The organism is Aequorivita sublithincola DSM 14238 (assembly GCF_000265385.1).
GTDB classification, from domain to species: Bacteria; Bacteroidota; Bacteroidia; order Flavobacteriales; family Flavobacteriaceae; genus Aequorivita; species Aequorivita sublithincola.
The window spans coordinates 2,967,293-2,991,474 of the sequence record NC_018013.1; the positions used below are offsets into that span (position 1 = coordinate 2,967,293).

Sequence of the window (24,182 nt, forward strand, 5' to 3'; positions counted from 1 at the left end):
ACACTATGGCATTAATCCCGGGATATGAATATGACATTTTCATCAGCTACGTTCATGCTGACAATGAATCTGAAACGTTTGAAGAAGATGGTTGGATAGATCAATTTTATAAGTATCTAGACACCAAACTAAACAAGCACTCTAGAAATATTAAAATTTGGTGGGATTCAAATAACCTTGATCGAAGCGAGGTTTTTGACAATTCCATAGCAGAAGCGATAGACAAATCTGCTATAATGATCTGCCTCTACTCCAGACTCTATCCACAATCTGACTACTGCAAAAAAGAATTAGACCATTTCTACGAAAAAGTTTCCAAGGAAAAAGTTGGAATGACCGTGGGAAACCGCTCCCGGATTATTCCTGTTTTCATGTCCAACATTCCACACACTGATTGGCTAGACAAATTGAGTGGTACCAGTGGTTTCCCTTTCCACGATAATGATGACTACGGTGACCCGCTTAAAAATACCAGCCCCGAATTTGGAGATCAAATGATTCAATTACGAAATGCCTTAGTTCGCATTTTTGATGATTTTTCAAAGGAAACTGCTTCTCTAGTAGAGTTAGCACCTCTTCCTTTAGCTGAAGAAGAGGATAAAAAATTCACAATATTTATGTCCGAAGTGACTGATGCTTTCTTGGATAGACGAGATGGAATTATAGCCGATTTAACTGGTAAAGGATATAAAATTATCAATGGAGACTCTTCTATCAGCGATGCTGAAGTTCATTATAAGCAAACAAAAGATGCTATGGTAAAGGCACAATTTGCAGTTCATATTTTAGGAAAATTTCCTGGAAGAAAAATTCCAGGTGAAACCGACGCTCGTTACATACAAAAACAGACCGAAATAGCTTTGGAATCCGAAATCCCGCAACTGGTTTGGGTTTCAAGAGATCTTGATTTCAATACTATTGAAAATAAGGAATATCAAGATTTTTTAAAAAGCTTGGAAGATGCTACCCTAACTTCAAAAAAATATGAATTCGTCCGTGGTAATGAAGGCGAATTGGCCAAACTCATAGACGACTACTCCACCCAGATACAGGAATTGCAATCACAAAAAAACGCAGAGCACCAAACTATTAAAGGCGCACCCATAAAAGTATTATTGGACACACATACAGATGATTTTAAGCAAGCATTTAACCTTAAAAAAATATTGAATGATTATAATGTAGATTTAATTTTCAATCCAGAAGATGGTGATCCACAGGAAAATATTAAATCATTGTATGCAAACATAGGTGAAGCCAAAAAATTTATCTTCTTATACGGTAATGAAACTCATAAAGATTGGGTAGATATCCGGGTTAAGAACACACTGAAAAAACTAATGGATTTTGATCGTTACGGGCAGGATATTTTCATTTATGCTGCACCGCCAGAAAAGGCATTGGATTCCATTAAAGTAGCTCAAAACCCAATGGTAAAAATTGTGGACAACAGTCATAGTGCCGATCTAAATGGCGAATTGTTAGAAGCTTTTCTTAAAGACCTAAAAGCCGATAAGTTATGAGCGAAAATTCTTTTAATCCCTATGTTGGACTACGCCCTTTTCGAGATGATGAAAATCTTCTGTTTTTTGGAAGAGATGAGCAAACCTTAGAATTATTGCAACGTTTGCACACAAACCGTTTTGTGGCCGTGGTTGGTAGTTCTGGAAGCGGAAAATCTTCCTTGATACGAGCGGGTCTAATCCCTTCACTAAAAGGAGGTTATTTAGTAGAAAATAGTAGTCAATGGCTAATTGCCATTATGAAACCTGGGCAAAACCCGGTTTATAATTTAGCAGAAACCCTTTTACATCAAATAGATCCAAAAATAGAATCTTCCGAAATTCAAGCCTTTGTTAAGCGAATTAAAAAAGAAGGAGTTTCTGCTATTTTGGATATAATAGAACCACTTCGGAAAAACAAAAATTCCAATTTCTTTTTACTTGTAGATCAATTTGAGGAATTATTTCGCTTTTCTTTAAAACAAAAGGATGTTTCCTATCAAACTGAAGCTATTGATTTCGTAAACATAATTTTAAAGCTTTCAGAACAAAAACAAATTCCGTTTTACGTTGTGTTAACAATGCGTTCCGATTTTATAGGAGATTGTGCCCAATTTTTCGGACTTCCTGAAGCTTTAAATAAAAGTCAATACTTAGTGCCCAGATTAAACCGGTTGGAACTCAAAAAAGTGATTGAAGGTCCCGCAAAATTATATGGCGGTGTTTTTGATACCGGTCTTACTTCTCGCGTTATTAATGATTTAGGCCAAGTTAAGGACGAACTTCCTTTGGTTCAACACGCTTTAATGCGCATCTGGGAATATGAAAACACTATAAATAAAAGCGGTAAGCTCGATCTAGAAGACTACAAACAAATTGGAGGTATTGAAAAAGCACTATCAAAACACGCAGACGAGGCAATGAGGGAATTAAAACCTGATGAAGTGCCATTGGCAAAAGCGCTCTTTCAAGCCTTAACAACTATTGATGAAAACGCTAGAAAAATACGAAGACCAGCAAGGTTGAGCGAATTAAAAGAATTGACCCAAGCAAGAGAAGAAAGGCTTTTAGGCGTAATAAATAACTTCATTAAGGACAACCGTTCTTTTTTAGTAATTGACAATATAGGCGATTCTGGTGATAAACTCATAGATATATCGCACGAGAGCTTAATTAGGCATTGGAAGTCCTTAAACAGTTGGGTGGATGAGGAAAGTGAAGCTGCACTACAATACATTCGTCTTTGTGATGCTTATGTGGCAAATAAAGAAAATCGAAAAGATTTATTGTCTGGTAGAGAGTTTGAAATTGCACAGGAATGGTATGAGAAATTTAAACCCAACAAACTCTGGGCATCCCGCTACAACTATAGTTTTGATGAAGGGATGAAATACCTTTCAGACAGCGCCAAGGTTTATAATATCAAGAAACGAAATGCAAGAAGAATAAAACGCATAAAAAAAGGAACCATATATACGTGTATTGCTGGAGCGTTTATTGGCCTTTTCAGCTATTTTCTTTTGAAGCCTAGTATCGAGCAACTAGACTGGAACACAGCCAAATCAGAACAAAGTGTAGCAAGTTTTACGAATTATTTGGAATCCCACCCTAAAGGTAAATATTCAGAAATTGCACAAAATTTTCTTGATTCCGTTGGTATTCAGGAAGTTTGGGATCTCGCGAAAAATGATAACACCGTGAAAGGATATCAAAAATATTTGAATTTTGCAGCTATAGAAAAAGATTCTTTGAACAATATTCTACAGTATTCAAAATATGCAAATGACACATTAACGGCTATTAAAAGAATTGATTCTCTTAAAGATCAAATAGCAACCTCAAATCTAGATCATGAAGCTTGGGTATCGGCAACTGAAAAGAATAGTTTAGGTTCCTATTTAAGATATATTAAAAATGATTCAATTTTGGGCACTCACAACGATGATGCCTATAAAAAAATTCAGGAAATTGGTAAAAATGGATTCCTTTATTGTGGAAGAGTAGTTAATAATAAAATTTCAGATCCAATTTTTAGTATAGTTTATAGAAAAGAAGGTGAGTTTAAAACAAACGGGATACCGCAAGCTAATGATATGGTTTTGGCCAAAAAAAATCGTTATATCTATAAAGATTTAAACGTAAATTACAAATCTGGAAACAGTATTGAAGTTAATAAAATTTATCTTGTTAAAAGTGTCAGTTTGCAAGCCAATGCTGTATTCTTAGAGATTATTTACGAACCCTAAACATACCAATCTTATTGACTTTCTTGAAATTATGGCTCAATGAAATTATAGTAGTACCAAAATCTTAATGAACTGGAAACTGAAGAATGATTATTAAACAGAATGTATTCTAAAACCCCAAATCCCTTTCTATTTCTTCCATCTCAATAATATCTCCAGCTTCTTGAAGTGTTGGTACTACTATCATTTCAAAAGGAACTTCATCAACATCTATTGAATCGTTTACTATAACAAAAGATTGTTTTGCTTTTCGATGAAGGGTTGATGTTTTTAGAAACTGCAATAGATGTGGCAATTCTAAGGAATCGTATTGCAATAGGTTTAAAACCACGTTTTGACCTTTGTATTTTGAAGGAACTTGCCTTTCTATAAATGAGGCAAAGTCTATTATGTCGTCCTTTTCATCTTCAAGGACCACAAAATCTGGGTGATTCTCAATCTTCATGATGTTTTATTTTTGAAGCTAATAAATAGATTACTGCCATCCGGATGGCAACTCCGTTTTGTACTTGTTCTAAAATGATCGATTGTTTGCTGTCTGCTACATCACTAGTAATTTCCACACCACGGTTTATTGGGCCTGGGTGCATTACTACAATTTCTTTATTTAGCGAATCCAGCAACTTTTTGTTTAGGCCGAATTGCTGCGTATATTCTCTAGTTGTTGGAAAATAACTAATGTCCATCCGTTCGTTTTGAACACGAAGCATATTTGCAACATCACACCATTCTAAAGCTTTTACGAGGTTTGGTTCAAATTGAACATTTAATTTTTCTATATATTTTGGAATAAGCGTTTTAGGACCGCACACCTTAACCGTCGCTCCTAGCTTTTGAAGTGCAAAAATGTTTGATAAAGCAACTCGTGAATGAAGAATATCACCAACAATAACAACTTTTTTTCCAGCTACATCTCCAAGTTTTTCACGAATTGAATACGTGTCGAGCAATGCTTGGGTTGGATGTTCGTGCGCACCGTCTCCAGCGTTTATTATACTTGCGTCAACGTGTTTTGAAAGAAATACTCCAGCTCCTGGATTTGGGTGGCGCATCACCACCATATCAACCTTCATTGATAATATGTTGTTTACAGTATCAATAAGCGTTTCGCCTTTGGTTACTGAAGAACTTGAAGATGCAAAATTAATAACGTCTGCTGAAAGACGCTTTTCAGCAAGTTCAAAAGAAAGTTTTGTTCTGGTACTGTTTTCAAAGAAAAGATTGGCAATCGTAATATCGCGAAGCGAAGGAACTTTTTTAATGGGCCGGTTAATAACTTCCTTGAAATGATCTGCCGTTTCGAAGATGAGTTGAATATCGGCTTCGGTGATATATTTTATTCCTAGTAAGTGGTTTACACTCAGTTCCATTTTCGGTTATTGGTTTTCTGTTATTAGTTATCCGCTATCTATTGTCAGTTATTATATAATTAATTCGGTACTTCATAGTTAACATATAACAATTAACTTTTAACGAGATAAACAGCGTCTTCTCCATCATTTTCTTTCCAGCACACTTTTACTTTTTCGCCATTTATAGCATCTACTTGTCTTCCTCTGTAATCTGGCTGGATTGGTAGATGGCGGCTGAAACGTCTGTCTATCAATGTTAGCAATTCAATTTCCAAAGGTCTTCCAAAGGATTGTACAGCTGTTAATGCCGAACGAATACTTCTTCCTGTGAAAAGTACATCATCAATAAAGACAACGTTTTTATCTTCGACTATAAAATTTATATCGGTTTTGTTGGCTTCTAACGGTTTTTCTCCTCTTCGAAAATCGTCACGAAAAAATGTGATGTCCAAATAGCCAAGCTTTATGTTCTTGATTTTGTACTCGGTTTCAAGCAAAGATTTCATTCTTTCCGCTAGAAAGATGCCTCGTGGTTGAATTCCGATCAGTACTGTTTTGGAAAAATCGTCGTGTTTTTCGATTAATTGGCAAGCCAAACGGTTAAGCGCAATGTTTATCTCGGTTGCGTTCAGTAACACTTTTTGGCTCATAGGAAAGTCTGAATTAGATTCAGAAAGCAAAAATACAATTTTTTTAGGATTGAAAAGTGATGATTTTGAAATTGATTGAAAACCGTAATTAAGGAATGTTTCTTAAAACTTAGGAAACTAAATTACAAAAGCCTGTCTCATATAATTAAGACAGGCTTTATTTTTCAATTTATCAATTTCAGATTATTTTGCGTAGGGATTTAGAATAACGTTAATACGTTCTCGTAAATCCATTAGATGAATTTTGCTCATTTTATCAGAAGTTCTACCAGTTGCATTGCTTATATTATTATCTAAAGTTTTAAGCTCAGCCCGCGCGACGGAACGGATGTCACTTTGATTTACATCTACTTTGGTTCGGTTGCGGCCTTCTTGTTCCTTCGTCATTAAATACGCCAATCTTTCAACATAAGCACGTTGCAGGTTTCTTCTATAGGTATCAATAGTTTCACCTGTTTTAAGTTCGCTGAAAATTCCATGGCGAAGATCTTCCATCATTTCCAAAAGAGAATAACTATCTTTTCCGTTAATTGATTCATTTTCAATAATACGCGCCATTCTTCCAAAATCTAAAATATTGTCCAAAGTACGTGCCTGCATTTTGCGGATATTTTCAACATTCCCGTCAAACTGGATTTTATTGAAAATATTTTCATCAATCAACCATTCCGGAGTTTTGAAAAGTTGCTGTTGCAGAAACTCCATACTTTCCTCCTGCTTTGCTTTTGGAACATGCTTATAAACAGCGCCTTCCTGATCATAGGTTTTATAAATCTCATAAACCCCACCAATATTTGCGGTTACGTGACCCATATATCTATTGAATTGTCCCACAACCTGATCGTACATTTTTGAAAGGTCCTCATAATCCTTCCCGTCTTCACGAGTATATTCTATAAGTTTTGGGATTGTCAATTTCAAGTTTGAAATACCATACATACTCGCTTTCACGGCATCATCACCCAAATCCTCCGTTTGGCTGCTAGGATCTATCACACCTCCAGATTGCTGTCTTCCGAAACGATACATTGGATCTCCCCCGTGTTCAAGAATCCAAGAATCTAGCGTTTTCTTTTCAGCTTCAGCAGATAAATTTGGCAAAGGTTTGTAACCCCAAGCAATTGCATATTTATCATAAATGCCAATATTCGGCATTAATGCTACATCACCATCTCCTGGCTGGGCGATATAATTGAAACGTGCATAATCCATTATAGAAGGCGCTGTGCTGTATTTTTTAGTGAAATCTACAGAGCGCAAAGAATCCACTGGATATGCAACGCTGCTGCCCATATTGTGTGGTAAACCTAAAGTGTGACCCACTTCGTGAGAAGAAACAAAACGAATTAATCTTCCCATAATTTCATCTTTAAAAGCTACACCTCTAGCTTCTGGGTTTATGGCGGCGGTCTGCACGAAATACCAGTTGCGCAAAAGCGTCATAACGTTGTGGTACCAATTGATATCACTTTCTAAAATCTCACCGCTTCGTGGATCGCTTACGTGTGGGCCGTTGGCGTTAGCTATAGGGGAAGCCAAATATCGAACCACAGAATAACGAACATCTTCGGGCGACCAATCTGGGTCTTCCTCCTTTGTTGGCGGATCTTTAGCGATGATAGCTTCTTTGAAACCAGCAGCTTCAAAAGCCACTTGCCAATCTTCTATACCTTGTTTTATATAATTTCTCCATTTTACGGGAGTTGCTCTATCTATATAATAAACGATTTGTTTTTTAGGAACTACAAGTTCACCTCTTTCAAAGGCTGCTTTATCTTCATCACGAACTTCAAGACGCCATCTGTCTAAATATTTTATGGTTTTACTTTCTTGATTATCCAACCCATAATCCGTTTGCCCGCGAGCAAACCAGCCAACTCGCTCATCAAAATAGCGACGTTTCATTGGAATTTTTGGCAAAAGCACCATTGAGTTATTCATTTCAACAGAAATAGAACCCAAGTCCGAATTACTTGGCGGTTCTTTCGCAACATAGGTTTTTACGTGACGCGATTCTATATTTAAAGGATAGGATTTTAAAGATTCAATATAAGAACGATCTTTTTCCATTGTCGTGATTTTGTATTTTTCACGATAGTCATTGGGCATTCCCAAAGGTTTTACATCAGTTTCAAAAAGTTTATTTACTTGAACGACGGTTGAAATGCTGTCCTTACCAAAAGCTCTAATATCAAAAGAAAAAAGAACGGGTTCAAAATTTGAATTCATTACAGCTTCGTGAATGGGCAACGAATCTGCCGCAAAAATTTGATGAGAAACCACACGTAGTAATACTTTGGTAGGTTTCTTTTCCCAACGAAGCACCTGCGTATTTGTTTTTCCGCCACCAAAGCCAATGTTTGTGGCAGTTTTCGCTATTCGCGTAACCATTAGCATTTCTCTTCCAAAGAGTGAATCTGGGATTTCATAGAAGAAATCTTCTTTTATGATGTGAACTTTAAAAAGCCCATCGTCCGTTTTGGCTTCCTTGGTTATTACCTTGTCATAAGGTTTGATTTCAACTTTATCTTTATCAGATTTTTTTTCAGCGGTGTCAGATTTACCTTTTAATGCTTTTTGAGGAGTGGCACAAGAGAACGCCAGTAAAAGCAAAAAAGGGGCAATTATTCTTAATTTCATAATATCGTTTTGAGATTTTGAAATTAAGCAATTTAGCATTGACTAAAAACACTTTGCTCAAGTTCTGGACGAATTATTTTTAATAATTTAAAATTCAGTTTAATTCAAAAAAAAAGCCCTCCAAAAGGAAGGCTTTTCATTATTTATAAAATGATACGATTATTTCTTACCGTCCATTTTGTCTTTAAGAGCTTGTAGTGCAGAGTTAGCATCACCTAATGTGGTTTTTGCTTCTTCTTGTGAAGCTGCTTGTTTTTTCACAGCTTCTTTTACAATTTTCGCTTCTTCTTCTTTGTGAAGTATCATATGTGAGGCAACCACTTTCTTGAATTCTTTGTTGAACTCAATAATTTGGAATTCTGCTTCATCACCTTTCTTCAACATAGAACCATCTTCTTTTTCAAGGTGACGGCCTGGTACGAAGGCTACGATATCATCGTTGAAATCTATTGTTGCTCCTTTGTCCACTACTTCAGCAATTGTTGCAGTGTGCTTGGTTCCAACAGCAAATTCATCTTCGTATTTATCCCAAGGGTTTTCTTCAGTTTGTTTGTGACCTAAACTAAGTTTACGGCCTTCAACATCCAATTCCAATACAACCACTTCTAGTGTGTCACCAATGTTGGTAAACTCGCTTGGGTGCTTGATTTTCTTGGTCCAAGAAAGATCGCTAATGTAAATAAGACCATCGATACCTTCTTCTAACTCAACAAAAACGCCGAAGTTAGTGAAGTTGCGAACAATACCTTTGTGGCGTGAACCAACTGGGTATTTTGTAGTAATATCAGTCCATGGATCTGGCGTCATTTGTTTGATACCAAGGCTCATTTTGCGTTCTTCTTTATCCATTGTAAGGATAACTGCTTCAATCTCGTCACCAACATTTACGAAATCCTGAGCGCTACGTAAGTGTGTAGACCAAGACATTTCGCTAACGTGGATAAGACCTTCAACACCTTCAGCAACTTCAATAAATGCACCGTAGTCTGCAATAACAACTACTTTACCTTTTACTTTATCACCAACTTTCAACTCTTCACCAAGAGCTTCCCATGGGTGAGGATTCAATTGCTTAAGACCTAATTGGATACGTGTTTTATCTTCATCGAAATCAAGAATAACAACGTTTAATTTCTGATCAAGTTCAACGATCTCATTTGGATGGTTGATACGTGACCAAGAAAGGTCTGTAATGTGAACAAGTCCATCAACACCACCAAGATCAACAAATACTCCGTATGAAGTGATGTTTTTAACAACACCTTCAAGTACTTGACCTTTTTCAAGTTGGCCGATGATTTCTTTTTTCTGCTCTTCAATATCCGCTTCAATAAGTGCTTTGTGAGAAACAACAACGTTTTTAAATTCGTGGTTGATCTTAACAACTTTGAACTCCATTGTTTTTCCAACGTAAACGTCGTAATCACGGATTGGTTTAACATCTATTTGCGAACCTGGTAAGAATGCTTCGATACCGAAAACATCTACGATCATACCACCTTTTGTGCGGCATTTTACGTAACCGTTTACGATTGTAGCTTCGTCGTGAGCCGCATTTACGCGATCCCAAGCCTTAATGGTTCTAGCTTTACGGTGGCTAAGGATAAGTTGACCTGTACTGTCCTCACGAACGTCGATCAATACTTCTACTTTGTCACCAACTTTTAAATCTGGATTGTAACGGAATTCGTTTAAAGAAACAACACCTTCACTTTTCGCGTTAATGTCAATGATTGCATCACGGTCTGTAATGAAAACCACTTTTCCTTCAACAACTTCGTCATCTAGTGTATCAACGAAATTCGCTGCTACCAGTTTTTCGAATTCTTCTAACTTACCATCGTCGATAGGATCAATTCCTTCTTCGTAGTTGTGCCAGTTGAAATCTGCAAGAAATTTTTCAGGATTACTTTCTTTTAAAGAAACTTCAGCCTTTGGCTTACCGTTTTCTTTTGCATTAGAATCCTCAGTGTTGGTTTCTTCAGTTTGCATTTCTGCAACTGCAGTTTCCTCTTGTTGTTTCGCAGCTTTTTCTTCAGCTACTTCTTTGTTTGCTTTATCAGCCATTTGTTTGTAGAATTGATTTTCTTAAGCTCCGAAGTTTCGGGAATACCTTTAAAAATCAATGTTTTGTATTCTGCGTTGTTACAAGATTTTAATGCGACTATCCCACAGAAGGGTTTGTTTTGTTTGTTTTAATTCCTCTTATTTCTTGTCTCGTCGCTAAGAGGGGTGCAAAAATAGTATTTTCCTTTTGATTTTCAAAACTTTAAATAGCTGTTCTTTAAAGTTTTCATAAATATTTATAGGTTGAATAACACGTTTTTATATTTGCCGAAAACAAACCTTAAAAAACAACCTATGAAATTTATATTAGCATGCTTCATTGCTGCAATTGCACTAAATACTTGTGAAAATGATTCCACAGATAAAACTGCTGAAACAATTCTTTTTGTAAACAGCGCAAAAGTAGATTGTACAGGTGTTGGCGAGATGAAATGCCTACAAACGCAAGAATCTGAAATGTTAAGTCCGAACGATTGGAAAAATTTCTACGGAAACATTGAAGGTTTTGAATATGAGCCAGGTTATATCTATAAAATTTCTGTAAAAAAAGAAAAGCTGGATCCCGCAACAGTTCCTGCCGATGCTTCATCTATAAAATATTCTTTAGTTGAAGTGCTCGAAAAAAACATTGACGAAAAAATGCGTCTGAACGATATTTGGGCATTGAAAGCTATTGACGGCGAAATGATTGATGCTACCGAGCTTTCAGGAATGCAAAAACAACCCGTTCTTGAAATTAATATAATCGAAATGAAAATCTTCGGAAACGACGGTTGCAACAGTATGTTTGGAAATCTTGAAAGTTTGGATGACAAAAACATAGCTTTTGGCCCTATGGGCGGAACCAAAATGGCTTGCCCAAACATGGAGTTTTCTTCAAAATATACTACCGCGCTATCTAAAACGAAAACGTATAAACTTGATGGTTTACAGCTTTTCTTTTGTGATGACGAAGGAAATGAAGTGTTGAAATATCAAAAAGCGGAATAAATTGTAAACACAAAAGATTCAAATATTTTTAGATAAAATTAATGCGTGAAGTTCAAACTGCCACGGTGGATTGAACTTCACGCATTTTTTTTAATTGCTATCAATATTCTATCAATTCAGGATTAAACCATCAAAACTGAGGAAAAATATTTTTCTAGAACAATAATCCTTGCCCGTCTTCGTCCGTTATTGAATCGTCTTTATTATCTGTGTCAGTTTCATTCCTAGAATTTTTATCTTCAGATTCTAAATCCTCCTCCTCTATTACTTCAATTTCTTCGGGTTCAACTGGCTCTGGGGCTTCGTAAAGCAGCGGTTCCATAGTGTTTATCTCCAGAATTTTTTCTTTGGTTAACTGATTTCCCATTGCGTTGATTCCTTTTATTGAAATGAATTCCTCTAAATTCAACTCTAAATTTTCTTCCCGCTCCTGCCCTCTTTTTTTGGCGAAAATTATTTCTGCCATTGGTCGGTGATCTGTAAATATTTTTTCTAAATATGAATTTGGATGCTCAGTGATTATGGCATCTTCCTTGTCTGGATGTTCAATAAGGAAACGTTTCACATAAAAGAGTTCCTTTTCGCCTTCCCAGTAAATAGCGCTCAGCGGTTTTTTGGGATTCCACTTTTCAAGGATTATCATATCATCATCAAAACGAAGCTGAAGATCTGGAACAACCGTTTTTACTATTCCTTTTTGATTTACGATGAGCAATCTATCTTCTTTTCTGAATTCACCTAATAGCTCGCCGCGTTCGTCAACATTTAAACGTTGTACGGAATCGTCGAACCATATTTTACGTGGCTTCAGCGTGGAAAGACCTTTTTCTTTTAATTCAATTTTCTTTATTGAATATTTGGTAACAATATTTCCTTTGGAATTTCTACCTTTTACTAATTGGTCTGCAAAATCGAGATCGAATTTCAGTTTTTTGATGCTTCCGCTTTGGCGTAGATAAATTGTTACAACCTCAGCTTCACCATTTGGATTGGCAGTAAAATAAAGCACTTTGGAGCCTTTGGAGTCGTTACCCATATCGTATTCCTTGTCCCTCGTCATAGAAGTTACGGCAAAACGCTTCACGTAATTTGCACCTCTCGCTCCATCACGATAAACCATATTATAAATGGTACGTTTGTCTTTTTTCTTGAAAACGGCGACGTGGATAATCCCTTTACCAATAAATGTTTTGGCATCTACCTTGGACACCATCATAGTTCCGTCTTCCGTAAACACGATAATATCATCAATATCGCTACAGTCTGTAACGTATTCGTCCTTCTTAAGACTTGTTCCCACAAAACCTTCTTCGCGGTTTACGTAGAGTTTTGTGTTTCGAATTACAACTTTCGTTGCTTCAATATCATCAAAAGTTCTGATTTCGGTTTTTCGTTCTTTTCCTGCTCCGTATTCTTTCTTTAACCTTTTGAAATAATCAATTGCATACTCAATAAGGTTTGCTAAGTGATGCTTTACTTGACTGATGCTATCTTCCAACGCATCAATCTTTTGTTGTGCTTTATCAATGTCGAATTTTGAAATTCTTTTAATTCGAATTTCAGTTAAACGCACAATGTCTTCTTCAGTTACAGCGCGCTTTAAATGCATAATATGTGGCTGTAAACCTTTGTCAATTGCAGAAATTACGCCTTCCCAAGTTTCCTCTTCTTCAATATCGCGATAGATTCTGTTTTCAATAAAAATACGTTCCAAGGAAGCGAAATGCCATTGCTCTTCAAATTCTTCTAATTGGATTTCCAATTCACTTTTCAGCAATTGAACCGTTCGGTCTGTACTTACGCGAAGCATTTCAGAAACGCCTACAAACAAAGGTCTGTTATCTTCAATTACACAGCCCAAAGGTGAAATGGAAGATTCGCAAGCCGTGAAAGCATAGAGCGCGTCAATGGTTTTATCTGGCGAAATTCCGCTTGGTAAATGGATTTGAATTTCCACTTCAGCCGCAGTATTATCTTCTATTTTCTTGATTTTTATTTTCCCTTTCTCATTTGCTTTTAGAATAGTATCAATAAGCGATGAAGTATTAGTTCCAAAAGGAATTTCAGTAATTACAAGTGTGTTTTTATCAAGTTGGTTGATTCGCGCACGACTTCGAATTTTTCCACCACGCAAACCATCGTTATAATTTGCAACATCCATAATTCCACCCGTTGGGAAATCTGGAAAAATCTGAAATTTTTTGCCTTGCAAATGCTTTATGGAAGCATCAATAAGTTCAAGAAAATTATGTGGAAGAATTTTAGTTGAAAGACCAACGGCAATACCTTCTCCACCTTGATTTAAAAGCAAAGGAAACTTAACTGGAAGGTTGATTGGTTCCTTTCTACGTCCGTCATAAGAAGCTTGCCACTTTGTTACTTTTGGATTGAAAACCACGTCCAAACCAAATTTTGAAATTCGCGCTTCAATATATCGCGAAGCCGCAGCACTATCGCCTGTTAGAATGTTTCCCCAGTTTCCTTGGGTGTCTATCAATAAATCTTTTTGACCAATCTGAACCATTGCATCTGCAATACTGGCATCTCCGTGCGGGTGATATTGCATAGTATGTCCAACGATGTTCGCAACTTTGTTGTAACGCCCATCATCCAAATCTTTCATAGACTGCATAATACGGCGTTGAACTGGTTTAAATCCGTCCTCAATTGCTGGGACGGCACGTTCTAGGATTACGTAACTGGCGTAATCCAAAAACCAGTCGCGAAACATTCCTGGTACTTTTTTTATAGTATCGCTGGAAGTATCGTCGTTTACGCCCAAATAGTCTGGGCCTGCGATTTCTTGTTCTTCGTTATTGTCGAGTTCGTCACTCATCTATTTATTCTCTATTCTTTATTTTTATTCTTTGCGCTCTCTGCGTCTTTGCGGTAATAACTCCACCGCAGAGGCGCAAAGGACGCAGAGTTATTTCACTTTCGAATGTAATGTTAAATCGCGAGCCTACTGCCAACTGCTACTGAACACTGAACACTACTCTTCCACCCTATCCAACTCCACCTTTAAATTCTCAATAATAAATTCCTGTCTATCGGGCGTATTTTTTCCCATATAAAAAGAAAGCAATTCCTCAATACTCATAGACTTATCAAGCATTACAGGATCTAAACGAATGTCGTTCCCAATAAAATGCACAAACTCATCCGGCGAAATTTCACCCAAACCTTTAAAGCGGGTGATTTCGGGTTTTGGTTTTAATTCTTCCAAAGCATCCCTTCGTTCCTCTTCCGTATAACAATAGATTGTTTTTTTCTTATTACGAACGCGAAACAATGGTGTTTGCAAAATATATAAATGCCCTTCCTTTATCAATTCAGGAAAAAACTGAAGGAAAAATGTAATTAGCAATAAGCGAATGTGCATTCCATCAACATCAGCATCTGTAGCGATTACAATGTTGTTGTACCGCAAGTCTTCCATTGAATCTTCAATGTTTAATGCGGCTTGCAATAGATTGAATTCCTCGTTTTCGTAAACGATTTTTTTGGTCATTCCGTAAGTATTCAACGGCTTTCCACGTAATGAAAACACAGCTTGGGTATTTACGTCACGACTCTTTGTAATGCTTCCACTTGCAGAATCTCCCTCTGTTATGAAAAGGGTGGATTCTAGGTTTCGTTCGTTTTTAACGTCTGCCAAGTGTACTCGGCAATCACGCAGTTTTTTATTGTGAAGGTTTGATTTTTTAGCGCGGTCTTTTGCAAGTTTCCTAATGCCGCTTAATTCCTTACGCTCACGTTCAGCTTGAACTATTTTTCGCTGAATTCCGTCAGCAGCCTCATGATTTTTATGAAGGTAATTATCAAGCTGTGTTTTTAAGAAATCGTTTATAAACGTTCGCACCGTCGGCAAATCTCCGCCCATGTCTGTAGAACCGAGCTTTGTTTTTGTCTGACTTTCAAAAACAGGTTCCATCACTTTGATGCTCACTGCTGAAACGATGGATTTTCGTACATCGCTAGCGTCGTAGTTTTTACCGTAAAACTCACGGATGGTTTTTACCAAAGCTTCACGAAAAGCAGCTAAATGCGTTCCACCTTGCGTGGTGTTCTGCCCGTTTACAAAACTGTGGTATTCTTCACTATACTGGGTTTTGCTGTGTGTTATGGCAACTTCAATATCTTCACCTCGAAGATGAATTATTGGATACGCCATATCTTCTTCAGAAATGGTTTCCATCAAAAGATCTTTCAATCCATTTTCAGAATAAAACTTCTGACCGTTGAAATCTATGGTCAATCCAGGATTGAGATAGACGTAGTTTTTCAACATTTTTTCTACATACTCGTTTCGGTATTTAAAGTTTTTAAAGATCGCTTCGTCTGGAATAAAAATAACTTTTGTTCCTTTTCGTTTGGAGCTTTCTTCAATCGCCACATCATTCGTTAATTCGCCTAGAGAAAATTCTGCAGCTTTCAATTGGTTGTCACGAATGGATTCAACTTTAAAAAATGATGAAAGTGCGTTTACGGCTTTTGTTCCAACGCCATTCAGACCAACAGATTTCTTAAAAGCACGGCTATCATACTTCCCGCCCGTGTTCATTTTTGAAACAACGTCAATCACTTTCCCAAGCGGAATACCACGACCAAAGTCACGCACTTTAACTTCTTTTTCCTTTATGCGAACTTCAATGGTTTTTCCGGCGCCCATTACAAATTCATCTATACAGTTGTCAATCACCTCTTTTAGAAGAATATAAATACCATCATCAGGTGAAGAACCGTCACCGAGCTTCCCAATATACATACCAGGACGCATGCGGATGTGTTCCTTCCAGTCCAGCGAGCGTATGTTGTCTTCGGTATATTGTGTTTCGGCCATGGGTTTTAGTGTAGGGTTGCTAATATAAATATAGCTTGGCACTTGTGAAACCAATACTTGGGAAAGTAATTAACAATAAAATGAGAGGTATTGTTAGTAAAAAAAGCTAGAAGGTAGAGGACGGAAGACGGAAGTAAAACTAAGTGCTAAACTTTTGTGAAGAATATCCCTTCTCGTTGAATTGTTCCAATACTTTTCATAATTTCATACCACAAACGAAAAACCTTAATGGAATTTATAGATTACTACAAAGTTTTAGGCCTCGATAAAAGCGCTTCGGCAGCAGATATAAAGAAGGCTTACCGAAAACTTGCAAGAAAATTGCATCCTGATTTAAACCCAAATGACAAAACTGCTCAGGAAAAATTTCAGAAAGTAAACGAAGCCAACGAAGTTTTGAGCGATCCTGAAAAACGCAAAAAATATGATCAATACGGAAAAGATTGGCAACACGCAGATGCATTTGAAAGCGCAAAAAAACAACAAGGTTCACAAGGTTTTGGTGGCGGTTATGGCGGCCAAAGAACGTATACTGGTGGCGGGCAGGGTTTTGACGAAAGTCAATTTTCAGACTTTTTTGAATCTATGTTTGGAGGTGGTGGCGGTTTTAGCGGCGGCGGAAACAGAAGACAACCTTCACAATTTAAAGGTCAGGATTTGAGCGCGACACTTCGATTGAATTTAACGGATATTCTGGAAAGCCAAAAACAAACCATCAGTATTGGTGAGAAAAAGATTCGATTAACAATTCCGGCAGGTGTTGAAGATGGCCAAACCTTAAAAATTAAAGGTTACGGTGGCGAAGGAAGAAACGGCGGCCCAAAAGGAGATTTGCTTATTACTTTTGAAATTTTCAACAATACACGCTTCAAAAGGTTGCAAAGTGATATTTATTCAACCGAAGAAATTTCAATCTATACAGCGCTTTTAGGAGGTGAAATAACTGTTGAAACACTTACGGGAAAAGTGAAGCTGAATGTAAAACCAGAAACCCAAAACGATACAAAAGTAAAACTGAAAGGCAAAGGTTTACCCAAATACAAAAAGGAAGATCAACACGGCGATTTGTATATTACCTATAAAATTGAACTTCCGAAAAGCCTTTCAGAAAAAGAAAAAGAACTGTTTATTGAACTTTCAAAACTGAGATAATGGCACGAGAAAAATATATATTGGTAAGTCACTATTGTGAACAGACGCATATTGAAAATTCATTTGTAAAAAATCTTCACGAATATGGTTTGGTGACTTTTGAAGAAAAGCAAAACGACGTTTTTATCGACGAAAAAGATATTTCTGAGATTGAGAAAATGTTTCGTTTGCATCATGAATTAGGTATTAATTTTGAGGGATTGGACGCTTTAAAACAAATGCTGAAGCGTTTGGAAAAAATGCAAAAGCAGATGGAATTGCTTCAAAAAAAACTCGGATTATATGAGTAGCTATTTTAAAATTGAATTATAATTTAATTTTAATGAAATGTTAAATGGAATTTTCGTTATTGATCAATCCTATATCTTTATCCGTCTATGAAAAAAACACTCCTACTTCTCGCATTAATGGTTTGTGTAACCACTTTCGCACAGCAAAAATTTCAAAATTCAATAAACTCTAATCATGTTGATGATTCTGTTTCATTTACATCTGAATTGAATATCACGACTGATTTTATTTCTGAAAATCGAAATATTCAAGAAACATTATCATCCATAAATTTTGAATCAAAAGATAAAACTGTTTTAGAAACCCAGAAAAGCGATTCTCCGTATGAATGGAAGTGGTTGCGCGACGGTATTTGGACCGGTGTTGCGCTTGGTGCGAGCGCTGGTGGATTGATGTTAATACAAAAGAAAGATGATCTTCCAATGAATGAGAGTGCTAAGTTTTTAACCGAAGAAAGCCTTCAAAAAGAAATTGACAAGCTTTCATTTCTCGATAGATGGGTTGCGGGAAATCATTCCGAAAGTGCTAGTAAAATTAGTGATATTCCTTTTGCGGTTTCGTTTGTAGCGCCTTTCGCACTTCTTTTTGATGATGAAATCAACGATCATACAGGTCAATATCTCGGACTATATATTGAAAGCCTGGCTACCACTGCGGCACTTTACACTATAACCGCTGGATTAGTAGATAGAAGCAGACCTTACGTTTATGATAGTAGTGGTGACACATCTAATGATAGACGATTTAAAAATAACGGACAACGTTCGTTTTATTCTGGTCACGTGGCAGCAACTGCTACCGCAACTTTTTTTGCAGCAAAAGCGTATAGCGATTTTAATCCTGATTCAAACGGAAAAATATACGTTTGGGCTGGAGCCGCTGTTCTACCTGCAGCCGTTGGAGTTTTTAGAATGGAAGCTGGACAGCATTTTTTGACTGATGTACTTTTAGGCTATGTTTTAGGTGCTGGTACAGGAATTTTAGTTCCTGAGTTACATAAAAGAAAAATGGAAAATGTTGATATTTATCCAAGTTCTGGTAGAAGCTATAATGGTGATAGTTATAATGGAATGGCTTTTAGATATACCTTTTAGATTTCTTGATGTTTATAAAAATACTTTTAAATAAAAAATCCCGCTGAATGCGGGAATTTTTATTGTTTATACGTTAAAGCGGAAGTGCATCACATCGCCGTCTTTCACGATATATTCCTTCCCTTCTACTCCCATTTTTCCGGCTTCTTTTACTTTTGCTTCACTTCCGAAGGTTACGTAATCTTCATATTTAATTACTTCTGCACGGATAAAACCTTTTTCAAAATCTGAATGAATTACGCCAGCAGCTTGTGGCGCTGTAGCTCCAACAGGAATAGTCCAGGCGCGAACTTCTTTCACACCAGCGGTAAAATAAGTTTGAAGATTTAATAATTTATATGCGCTTCTAATCAATTTTGCTGAACCTGCTTCATCAAGGCCCAAATCCTCTAAGAACATTTGGCGTTCATCAAAGGTTTCTAATTCTGTTATATCTGCTTCTGTTCCTACTGCTAAAACTAACACTTCAGCATTTTCTCCAGCAACGGCTGCTTTTACTTTTTCAACATAAGCGTTTCCAGTTACGGCAGATTCTTCATCTACGTTACAAACATACATTACAGGTTTATCTGTAATGAATTGAGCGTTCACGATAAATTCTTCTCTTTCGCTTTCCGATAAATCAATAGCACGAACTGAAATTCCAGCTTCTAAACCAGATTTTACTTTCAATAAAGCAGTCTCTTCCTTTTGAGCTTCTTTATTTCCGGTACGAGCTGCGCGTTTTACTTTTTCAAGTTTTTTATCAACCGTTTCAAGATCTTTCAATTGAAGTTCAATATCAATGGTTTCCTTATCGCGAATTGGGTTTACGTTACCATCAACGTGAATAATGTTATCATTATCAAAACAACGAAGTACGTGCAGAATTGCGTCGGTTTCGCGGATGTTGCTCAAAAACTGATTTCCTAAACCTTCGCCTTTACTCGCTCCTTTTACCAAGCCAGCAATATCAACAATCTCAACGGTTGCAGGGAGTACTCTTTCGGGATTTACCAATTCTTCCAATTTCAATAAACGTTGATCGGGTACGTTAACCACACCAATGTTTGGTTCAATAGTACAAAAAGGGAAGTTTGCACTCTGCGCTTTTGCGTTGCTTAAACAATTAAAAAGAGTAGATTTCCCTACGTTTGGCAATCCTACGATACCTGCTTTCATATTTACGAATTATAATCTTTGTGAAACACATAATGACTTAAGACATTAAGATATAAGACGTAGGACAAATTTCATTACAAAAGTTCGTTTCCATTTTAGTCTTATGTTCTAGGTCCTATCGTCCTACGTCCTATATTTTCTCATCTTCTTTTCTGATGATATTTTTAAAAGTTGCAAATATACGTCTTCAAATCCGACTTTCAATAGTTGGTTTAAAATGCTTTTCAGAAAAAGTTTAGGTTTTATTTCACTAATTTTTTTTAAAAAATTAACAACTATATCTCTATGTTTACATTTCAAACCTTAAATAACCTATAATTATGAAAAAGTTAATGATGAGTCTTGCTGTTGCACTTGTAACAATCGCAGGAATTCAAGCCCAAGAAAACAAGACTATTAAAGAGGAATCTACTACAAAACGTGTAATTACTAAAGAAGGTAGCGATGTAAAGGTAAAGGAAGTTAGAACAACCGATACCCAATCTGGTGCTGTAATAGTAAAAGACAACAATAAAACAAACCAAGAGTTCAGCGAAATAAGTAAAAAAAACACGGACGAAAAAGTTTTGGTGAATGATGTGAATACAGATGCACAAAACGAAGCAATGATTGCTGAACAAAAAGCAAAACTACAGTCTCAGCTTGAAGCTTCTAAAAGAGAACAGGCTGAAATAGCAGCACAAAAGAAAATGCAATACGAACAAAAGCAAGCACAGATGCAAAAAGAACTTGCTGAAAGAAGAGCACAGTTAGAGTCTAGACCAAAAGGAATGTCTAAACTAAGAAAGGACTAAACTTTAAATAAAATAATCTATGAAAATCCATTGATGGTCTATCCTCAATGGATTTTTTGTTTTTATAATATTGAATCTAACGTACTTTTATAAAGTTTATAATTAACTAAATCATGATGATTTCCATTGGGAAACGTTATAAAAGTAAGATTCCCTTTTGTCCTGATTTTTGAAAGCTTTTCGCTGTTTTTATAATTTACTACATTATCATTTGTGCCATGTAAAATTAGGATAGGACAAGATACTTCCTTTAAATATTTATAGGTTGGGAAATGATATTTCAAAACCCAACTTACAGGATAGATTGGAAAACGCTCGCTCGCCACTTCATCTAAACTATAAAAAGGCGCTTCAAGAATTAATTGTTTTGGATGGTTATTTGCTGCAACATAAGTTGCAAAAGTGGTTCCTAACGATCTACCATAGACCACTATTTCATTTTCCGAATAATTTTTCTGAAGTAAATTATAAAATAACTGAGCATCATTATATAATGCTTTCTGGCTTAACGCTCCAGTACTTTTTCCATAGCCTCTAAAATCCATCACCAAAACGTCATAATCCATTTCAACAAATTTTTGGACTACGATTCCCCAGCGTGAGAGTTCGCCGGCATTTCCGTGGAAATACAAAATAACTCCTTTTGGATTTTCAACTTTAAAATGTAGCGCATTCAACACTGCTCCATCTACGGTTTTTAGATTAATTTCTTCAAAATCTCCTGAAAATGAATAGCTATAATCCTGCGGCAGTGGTTCTGGCATAAAAATCATTTTCGTCTGCAAAAAATAGAGCGCAACGCCAATTAGAACGTACAATGAAACAATTACAATTATAATTTTTTTTAATCTTCTATTCATCTTTTCGCTGAATGTTTTACGCCAATACTGGTTGTGGAAAAATCTATTTTCTTTTCTTTGGATTTGAGGATCTCCGTCAAAACCCTATGATAGGATTCAAAGTTATTCAAGTTTTTATGACCTCCTTCAATAATTGGGTGTAATCTTGTGAGTTTTGCATTTATCTGTGAAAGTTTTACACTACTGCTAAAAGGTATCAACTTGTCTTTTGTTCCGTGAATAATATGAATTGGGCATTTCACATATTTAATCCATTTGTAAGTTGGCATTGGATATTTTAGAATGATGGAAAGCGGCATAAATGGCATATAACGCCCCGTTACTTTGGTTAAGCTATAATAAGGAGCATCGAGAATTAGCATCTTTGGACTGTTCATTGAAGCCAATTTTGTTGCAAAGCCCGAGCCCATAGAACGTCCATAAATAATGATGTATTTTTCGTTAACCTTCTCGCGGATTTTGTTGTAGATAAATTGCAAGTCATGTTTTATTGCTTTTTGCGAACGCTTGCCCGTACTTTTTCCGAAGCCACGATAATCTACCATAATTACGTCGTAATTGTTTCTAGTAAAATCGACCGCAAATTTGCCCCAACCTTTTATGCTTTTGGAGTTTCCTTTCAAATAAAGCACAACGCCCAATGGTTTTTCAACACTAAAATGAAGTCCATTAATAATGGCCCCATCTCGTGTTTCAAGATTGTATTCTGAAACTTGCTGGTTTTCATAATAAAAGCTGAAATCTTTCGGAAGTTTTTCAGGTTTGAATAAAAAGTAATCTTGTAGATAATAGAGTAGCACGCTAACAACAACGTAAGCCGCGAGAACAATTAGCGCGATGTATAGCCAAAGAGGCATAAATATCTTTTCAACTAAATTACAAAAAATTAATCTTGAAGCTCATCTATTTATCAAATCTAAGGCGGAATGTTTATGAAATGATTACCAGCTATTTAAGTATTTTTAACATATTACATCTGTATTTTTGTATTTAACAAACAAATAAAAATTCAACCATTATGAAAAAGATATTAATGATTATGGCTCTTGCAGCGTTTACAACTTCAACTGCATTTGCTCAGACAAACAAAAATAAAACCGAAGAAACGGTTACAACGAAAACCGCTGTAAAAAGTGAGTTAGGAACAGATGTTTCAACTAAAAATGTTACAATATCTAAAAAGCAAGAAATTGGCCTTGCTGATGAAGACGCCAATAAAACCAACCAGACGATTGTGATGCAACCGTCAAAAATTAATACGTCGGTAGATTATGGTTACGAAGGCAACCGCTTTAAGTTCATCAACCAAGAAGATAAGGATGGTTACAGAATGATGACGGTTAAGGATAATGCAACCCAAGAAGAGTATGCTATTATTAAACCTTCTTCACAAAACGGATACTATATAATGTCTCAAGATGGTAAATCTTCTTTCGGCTATTTTAATGCCGATGGCAACTTTGTTGTAGAGCGTTATGACGCCAAGTTGGATGCAGTTGTTTCTGATGTATATAAATTGGACATGAAACAAGATTCTATGAAAAAGAATAAAATGTAATTTATTAATTACCCCCACAATATAAATCGCCCTTCACACTTTAAGTTTGAAGGGCGATTTTTTTTATGACTTCTTAAAATATTTCCGATGATACCATGAATAACAAAATGGAATGAAACTTATATATAATTCAAAATATTCATTAAATTAGCTGTAACTAACTGATTGTTAATTAAACCAAAAAAACATGAAAAAAATCTTTACTTTTATTTTACTGCTTTTTATAACATTGACTGTTTTTTCACAGGATTGTAATATTGGCAATGAAACTACGAACCCTGATTTTACTGCTGGTAATTTTACAGAAAATTATCTATTAGGTGTAAATTTTACACTTCCACAAGTAGGAGTTGTACACTCTTTAAACATAATTGGAAATGGAACTGGCGCCAATTTTCAAATGGCTCTTTATGACGATAATGGAGGAATTCCCAATAATTTGGTTACTTCTACTGGAATTGGGACAGTAGGCTCTGGCGTAATATCTTTACCGGTTTCCCCAGAACAAATACCTGCTGGTGATTACTGGATTATGGCAATTTATGATGACAATGGTTCTAGTACTAATCAGAGTAATGTTGATCTTACTGCCACAACTAGCATAGTATATTATACTAGTTTGGTTTTTGGAAGCCCTATTCCTGCCAATGCTTCGAGTTTCGCAACATATGCCGGACAAGATTTTCTCTATTTTGCAGTAATTAGTTGTGGACCATTATCTGTTCCAAGTTTCGAAGAAAATAGTTTTTCCATTTCACCAAATCCCGCTTCAGAATATATCGTAGTAGCAAATTTAAAAGAAATTAGTAAGTTCGAAATCTATGATTTAACTGGTAAAAAATTAATCGAAAAAGAATTGAGTACATCAAATAACCAAATCGACATTAGCCGTCTTGCTAAGGGAACTTATTTATTAAAATATGGTGCAAACTCAATATCTAAATTCGTGAAAAACTAAAAATTTTTAAACTTATCAAAAAAA

Annotated in this window: 19 protein-coding genes; 9 read left to right on the top strand and 10 right to left on the bottom strand. The window is 36.1% G+C overall.

From position 1 onward, the window contains the following. Window positions 1-5 precede the first annotated feature (5 nt). Together AEQSU_RS13635 and AEQSU_RS16250 are read left to right on the top strand one after the other, a co-directional pair. Window positions 6-1,523 (top strand): toll/interleukin-1 receptor domain-containing protein, encoded by a 1,518-nt coding sequence (locus AEQSU_RS13635; protein ID WP_014783459.1) that lies wholly within the window; start codon window positions 6-8, stop codon window positions 1,521-1,523. After that, window positions 1,520-3,748 carry an nSTAND1 domain-containing NTPase gene (locus AEQSU_RS16250; RefSeq protein ID WP_014783460.1) on the top strand — a complete coding sequence of 743 codons (2,229 nt, stop codon included), beginning with the start codon at window positions 1,520-1,522 and terminating at the stop codon, window positions 3,746-3,748. The genes AEQSU_RS13635 and AEQSU_RS16250 overlap by 4 nt, the downstream gene beginning before the upstream one ends. 109 nt (window positions 3,749-3,857) lie before the next feature. Here the strand turns inward: AEQSU_RS16250 and AEQSU_RS13645 are convergent, their stop codons facing one another. The 5 genes from AEQSU_RS13645 to rpsA form a co-directional block, all read right to left on the bottom strand. Continuing rightward, window positions 3,858-4,193, bottom strand: a complete 336-nt coding sequence (locus tag AEQSU_RS13645) for a hypothetical protein (protein WP_014783461.1) — start codon at window positions 4,191-4,193, stop codon at window positions 3,858-3,860. Beyond that, entirely contained in the window at window positions 4,183-5,118 is a 936-nt protein-coding gene (locus tag AEQSU_RS13650) for an aspartate carbamoyltransferase catalytic subunit (protein ID WP_014783462.1), read from the bottom strand. The genes AEQSU_RS13645 and AEQSU_RS13650 overlap by 11 nt, the downstream gene beginning before the upstream one ends. Before the next feature lie 92 nt (window positions 5,119-5,210). Beyond that, window positions 5,211-5,750: a bifunctional pyr operon transcriptional regulator/uracil phosphoribosyltransferase PyrR gene (pyrR, locus tag AEQSU_RS13655; protein ID WP_042492064.1), complete on the bottom strand. Its 540-nt coding sequence runs from the start codon at window positions 5,748-5,750 to the stop codon at window positions 5,211-5,213. A 183-nt stretch (window positions 5,751-5,933) separates the two neighbouring features. Further along, on the bottom strand, window positions 5,934-8,390 hold the full coding sequence (locus AEQSU_RS13660) for a zinc-dependent metalloprotease (protein WP_014783464.1): 2,457 nt from the start codon (window positions 8,388-8,390) through the stop codon (window positions 5,934-5,936). 159 nt (window positions 8,391-8,549) lie between these two features. Next, on the bottom strand, window positions 8,550-10,457 hold the full coding sequence (gene rpsA / locus AEQSU_RS13665) for a 30S ribosomal protein S1 (RefSeq protein WP_014783465.1): 1,908 nt from the start codon (window positions 10,455-10,457) through the stop codon (window positions 8,550-8,552). 294 nt (window positions 10,458-10,751) lie between these two features. Here rpsA and AEQSU_RS16255 point away from each other — a divergent pair, with 294 nt between their 5' ends. Continuing rightward, entirely contained in the window at window positions 10,752-11,447 is a 696-nt protein-coding gene (locus tag AEQSU_RS16255) for a DUF4377 domain-containing protein (protein WP_014783466.1), read from the top strand. A 154-nt stretch (window positions 11,448-11,601) separates the two neighbouring features. On the opposite strand, the gene AEQSU_RS13675 is transcribed toward AEQSU_RS16255, so the two are convergent. Together AEQSU_RS13675 and AEQSU_RS13680 are read right to left on the bottom strand one after the other, a co-directional pair. After that, window positions 11,602-14,283: a DNA gyrase/topoisomerase IV subunit A gene (locus tag AEQSU_RS13675; RefSeq protein ID WP_014783467.1), complete on the bottom strand. Its 2,682-nt coding sequence runs from the start codon at window positions 14,281-14,283 to the stop codon at window positions 11,602-11,604. A 156-nt stretch (window positions 14,284-14,439) separates the two neighbouring features. After that, entirely contained in the window at window positions 14,440-16,290 is a 1,851-nt protein-coding gene (locus AEQSU_RS13680; RefSeq protein WP_014783468.1) for a DNA topoisomerase IV subunit B, read from the bottom strand. Between the two features lie 228 nt (window positions 16,291-16,518). Here AEQSU_RS13680 and AEQSU_RS13685 point away from each other — a divergent pair, with 228 nt between their 5' ends. The 3 genes from AEQSU_RS13685 to AEQSU_RS13695 all read left to right on the top strand — a co-directional run bounded on the left by AEQSU_RS13685 (window position 16,519) and on the right by AEQSU_RS13695 (window position 18,827). Then, on the top strand, window positions 16,519-17,442 hold the full coding sequence (locus tag AEQSU_RS13685; RefSeq protein WP_014783469.1) for a DnaJ C-terminal domain-containing protein: 924 nt from the start codon (window positions 16,519-16,521) through the stop codon (window positions 17,440-17,442). Continuing rightward, window positions 17,442-17,732 (top strand): chaperone modulator CbpM, encoded by a 291-nt coding sequence (locus AEQSU_RS13690; protein ID WP_014783470.1) that lies wholly within the window; start codon window positions 17,442-17,444, stop codon window positions 17,730-17,732. The genes AEQSU_RS13685 and AEQSU_RS13690 overlap by 1 nt, the downstream gene beginning before the upstream one ends. Window positions 17,733-17,819: 87 nt before the next feature. Then, window positions 17,820-18,827, top strand: a complete 1,008-nt coding sequence (locus AEQSU_RS13695) for a phosphatase PAP2 family protein (RefSeq protein ID WP_014783471.1) — start codon at window positions 17,820-17,822, stop codon at window positions 18,825-18,827. 66 nt (window positions 18,828-18,893) lie between these two features. On the opposite strand, the gene ychF is transcribed toward AEQSU_RS13695, so the two are convergent. Next, window positions 18,894-19,988 carry a redox-regulated ATPase YchF gene (gene ychF / locus AEQSU_RS13700; protein WP_014783472.1) on the bottom strand — a complete coding sequence of 365 codons (1,095 nt, stop codon included), beginning with the start codon at window positions 19,986-19,988 and terminating at the stop codon, window positions 18,894-18,896. A 320-nt stretch (window positions 19,989-20,308) separates the two neighbouring features. Between ychF and AEQSU_RS13705 the strand changes: the two genes are divergently transcribed. Beyond that, complete coding sequence (locus AEQSU_RS13705) at window positions 20,309-20,782, top strand: hypothetical protein (RefSeq protein ID WP_014783473.1); 474 nt, start codon at window positions 20,309-20,311, stop codon at window positions 20,780-20,782. A gap of 62 nt (window positions 20,783-20,844) precedes the next feature. Here AEQSU_RS13705 and AEQSU_RS13710 read toward each other — a convergent pair whose 3' ends face one another. Next, on the bottom strand, window positions 20,845-21,642 hold the full coding sequence (locus tag AEQSU_RS13710; RefSeq protein ID WP_014783474.1) for an alpha/beta hydrolase: 798 nt from the start codon (window positions 21,640-21,642) through the stop codon (window positions 20,845-20,847). Next, window positions 21,639-22,499 carry an alpha/beta hydrolase gene (locus AEQSU_RS13715; protein WP_014783475.1) on the bottom strand — a complete coding sequence of 287 codons (861 nt, stop codon included), beginning with the start codon at window positions 22,497-22,499 and terminating at the stop codon, window positions 21,639-21,641. The genes AEQSU_RS13710 and AEQSU_RS13715 overlap by 4 nt, the downstream gene beginning before the upstream one ends. 161 nt (window positions 22,500-22,660) lie before the next feature. On the opposite strand from AEQSU_RS13715, the gene AEQSU_RS13720 reads away from it, so the two are divergent. After that, window positions 22,661-23,200: a hypothetical protein gene (locus AEQSU_RS13720; RefSeq protein WP_014783476.1), complete on the top strand. Its 540-nt coding sequence runs from the start codon at window positions 22,661-22,663 to the stop codon at window positions 23,198-23,200. A gap of 187 nt (window positions 23,201-23,387) precedes the next feature. After that, a complete protein-coding gene (locus AEQSU_RS13725) occupies window positions 23,388-24,158 on the top strand; it encodes a T9SS type A sorting domain-containing protein (RefSeq protein ID WP_014783477.1) in 771 nt (256 codons plus the stop codon). Window positions 24,159-24,182: the final 24 nt, after the last annotated feature.

What these genes read in the sequence shown, in the direction of transcription:
- AEQSU_RS13635 (WP_014783459.1), top strand. Translation starts at nt 6, where the DNA reads ATGGCATTAATCCCGGGATATGAATATGACATTTTCATCAGCTACGTT.
- AEQSU_RS16250 (WP_014783460.1), top strand. Translation starts at nt 1,520, where the DNA reads ATGAGCGAAAATTCTTTTAATCCCTATGTTGGACTACGCCCTTTTCGA.
- AEQSU_RS13645 (WP_014783461.1), bottom strand. Translation starts at nt 4,193, where the DNA reads ATGAAGATTGAGAATCACCCAGATTTTGTGGTCCTTGAAGATGAAAAG.
- AEQSU_RS13650 (WP_014783462.1), bottom strand. Translation starts at nt 5,118, where the DNA reads ATGGAACTGAGTGTAAACCACTTACTAGGAATAAAATATATCACCGAA.
- pyrR (WP_042492064.1), bottom strand. Translation starts at nt 5,750, where the DNA reads ATGAGCCAAAAAGTGTTACTGAACGCAACCGAGATAAACATTGCGCTT.
- AEQSU_RS13660 (WP_014783464.1), bottom strand. Translation starts at nt 8,390, where the DNA reads ATGAAATTAAGAATAATTGCCCCTTTTTTGCTTTTACTGGCGTTCTCT.
- rpsA (WP_014783465.1), bottom strand. Translation starts at nt 10,457, where the DNA reads ATGGCTGATAAAGCAAACAAAGAAGTAGCTGAAGAAAAAGCTGCGAAA.
- AEQSU_RS16255 (WP_014783466.1), top strand. Translation starts at nt 10,752, where the DNA reads ATGAAATTTATATTAGCATGCTTCATTGCTGCAATTGCACTAAATACT.
- AEQSU_RS13675 (WP_014783467.1), bottom strand. Translation starts at nt 14,283, where the DNA reads ATGAGTGACGAACTCGACAATAACGAAGAACAAGAAATCGCAGGCCCA.
- AEQSU_RS13680 (WP_014783468.1), bottom strand. Translation starts at nt 16,290, where the DNA reads ATGGCCGAAACACAATATACCGAAGACAACATACGCTCGCTGGACTGG.
- AEQSU_RS13685 (WP_014783469.1), top strand. Translation starts at nt 16,519, where the DNA reads ATGGAATTTATAGATTACTACAAAGTTTTAGGCCTCGATAAAAGCGCT.
- AEQSU_RS13690 (WP_014783470.1), top strand. Translation starts at nt 17,442, where the DNA reads ATGGCACGAGAAAAATATATATTGGTAAGTCACTATTGTGAACAGACG.
- AEQSU_RS13695 (WP_014783471.1), top strand. Translation starts at nt 17,820, where the DNA reads ATGAAAAAAACACTCCTACTTCTCGCATTAATGGTTTGTGTAACCACT.
- ychF (WP_014783472.1), bottom strand. Translation starts at nt 19,988, where the DNA reads ATGAAAGCAGGTATCGTAGGATTGCCAAACGTAGGGAAATCTACTCTT.
- AEQSU_RS13705 (WP_014783473.1), top strand. Translation starts at nt 20,309, where the DNA reads ATGAAAAAGTTAATGATGAGTCTTGCTGTTGCACTTGTAACAATCGCA.
- AEQSU_RS13710 (WP_014783474.1), bottom strand. Translation starts at nt 21,642, where the DNA reads ATGAATAGAAGATTAAAAAAAATTATAATTGTAATTGTTTCATTGTAC.
- AEQSU_RS13715 (WP_014783475.1), bottom strand. Translation starts at nt 22,499, where the DNA reads ATGCCTCTTTGGCTATACATCGCGCTAATTGTTCTCGCGGCTTACGTT.
- AEQSU_RS13720 (WP_014783476.1), top strand. Translation starts at nt 22,661, where the DNA reads ATGAAAAAGATATTAATGATTATGGCTCTTGCAGCGTTTACAACTTCA.
- AEQSU_RS13725 (WP_014783477.1), top strand. Translation starts at nt 23,388, where the DNA reads ATGAAAAAAATCTTTACTTTTATTTTACTGCTTTTTATAACATTGACT.